1 protein-coding gene is annotated in these 2,300 nt (G+C 70.5%); it reads left to right on the plus strand.

Annotated features, from left to right (window positions below; translation table 11 throughout):
• Positions 1 to 137: 137 nt before the first annotated feature.
• Positions 138 to 2,300 (plus strand): aminopeptidase N (gene pepN / locus PLL68_RS14040; protein ID WP_324535127.1); only part of this gene is annotated, 2,163 nt, incomplete at its 3' end.

Genomic DNA, 2,300 nt, shown 5'->3' on the forward strand with positions numbered 1-2,300 from the left:
CGACCACGCGACGTCAGCGCCCCGTGACAGGATGGCTCACGACCCGGACCGGCCGCCCGAGACGACCCCCGGCATCCGACCGTTCGTCAGGCGTGAACACCACCACGCCCACCTGCACGCCCACACAAGGAGAACCCGTGCCCGGCACCAACCTCACCCGTGAGGAGGCCGCAGCCCGTGCGGCCCTCGTCACCGTCGACACCCACGAGGTCGAGCTCGACGTCACGACCGGCCCCGAGACCTTCGCCACGCGAAGCACGATCCGCTTCGCCTGCGCCGAGCCCAGCAGCGCGACCTTCGTCGACTTCGTCGGTGACGAGGTCACCGGCCTCACCCTGAACGGCACCGAGCTCGACCCGGCCGCACACTACGCCGACAGCCGGATCACCCTTCCCGACCTCGCCGCCGACAACGTCGTCGTCATCACCGCCACGGGCCGCTACACCAACACCGGTGAGGGCCTGCACCGCTTCGTCGACCCGGTCGACGACGAGGTCTACCTCTACAGCCAGTTCGAGGTCCCGGACAGCCGGCGCATGTACCCGGTGTTCGAGCAGCCCGACCTCAAGGCCGCCTTCACCTTCACGGTGACGGCGCCGGCGCACTGGCAGGTCGTCTCCAACTCCCCCACCCCCGACGCCGAACCCACCGGCGAGGGCGTCGCCACGTGGCGGTTCTCCCCCACCCCGCGCATCTCGAGCTACATCACCGCACTCGTCGCCGGGCCCTACGACGTCGTGCGCGACACCCTGACCAGCCGTCGGGGCGAGGTTCCCCTCGGCATCTTCTGCCGCAAGTCGCTGACGCCCTACCTCGACGCCGACAACCTCTTCGACCTCACCAAGCGCGGCTTCGCCTTCTTCGAGGCCGAGTTCGACTGTGCCTACCCGTTCGAGAAGTACGACCAGATCTTCACGCCCGAGTACAACATGGGGGCGATGGAGAACGCCGGGGCGGTGACCTTCAACGAGGTCTACGTCTTCCGCTCCCGCGTCACCGAGGCGCTGGTCGAGCGGCGCGCCCTGACCCTGCTGCACGAACTCGCCCACATGTGGTTCGGCAACCTCGTGACGATGCGCTGGTGGAACGACCTCTGGCTCAACGAGTCGTTCGCCGAGTGGGCCTCGACCACCTGCCAGGCCGAGGCCACCGCCTGGACCGACGCCTGGACGACCTTCGGCACCCACGAGAAGGACTGGGCCTACCGCCAGGACCAGCTCTCGACCACCCACCCGATCGTCGCCGAGATCCGTGACCTGCGCGACGTCGAGGTCAACTTCGACGGCATCACCTACGCCAAGGGCGCCTCGGTGCTCAAGCAGCTCGTCGCCCACGTCGGCCGCGAGCCGTTCCGCGACGGTCTGCGGGCCTACTTCGCCAAGCACGCGTGGGGCAACACCACGCTCGACGACCTGCTCGTCGAGCTCGAGGCGACGTCGGGCCGGGACCTGCGCGCCTGGTCGCGGCTGTGGCTCGAGACCGCCGGGGTCAGCACCCTGCGCCCCGTCCTGGAGGTCGACGACCGTGGGCTCATCGCCTCGGCGGTGATCGAGCAGACCTGCGCTCCCGGCTTCGAGACGGTGCGCCCGCACACGCTCAACGTCGGGCTGTATGCCGTTCGCGACGGTGCGCTGCACCGCACCGACGTCATCGCCGTCGACGTCGACGGTGCGGTCACCGAGGTCGCCGAGCTCGTCGGCCGCGAGCAGCCCGACCTGCTCCTGGTCAACGACGACGACCTGGCCTACGCGAAGATCCGCCTCGACGAGCGCTCGCTGGCCACGGCCCTCACCCACCCGCGCGGGTTCACCTCCTCGCTCCCCCGCTCGCTGGTCCTGGCCTGCCTGTGGGACATGACCCGCGACGCCGAGATGGGTGCTCGCGCGTTCGTCGACGTCGTGCTCGCGACGCTGCCCGGTGAGACCGACTCGACCCTGCTGCGCACTCTCATCGCCCAGCTGCAGACGTCGGTGCTCTCCTACACCGACCCCGAGCATCGCGAGGCCACGCGCGCGTCGACGCGGGACCGGCTGTGGGAGATCGCCCGGGCCGGCGAGCCCGGCACCGACGCCCAGCTCCAGCTCGTGAGCGCCGCCTGTGCGCTGACGACGGCCGGTGACGACGTCGCGACGGTGCGAGCCCTGCTCGACGGCACCGAGGTCCTCGACGGGCTCAAGGTCGACTTCGAGATGCGCTGGACCCTCCTCACCGCCCTCGCGGCAGCCGGCGAGGCCGACGACGCGCAGATCGACGCGGAGCTCGCCAGCGAGGACACCGCCACCGGTCGCGAGCGCGCCGCC

This window comes from Ornithinibacter sp. (assembly GCF_035443565.1).
In the GTDB taxonomy this organism is placed as follows: Bacteria; Actinomycetota; Actinomycetes; order Actinomycetales; family Dermatophilaceae; genus Fodinibacter.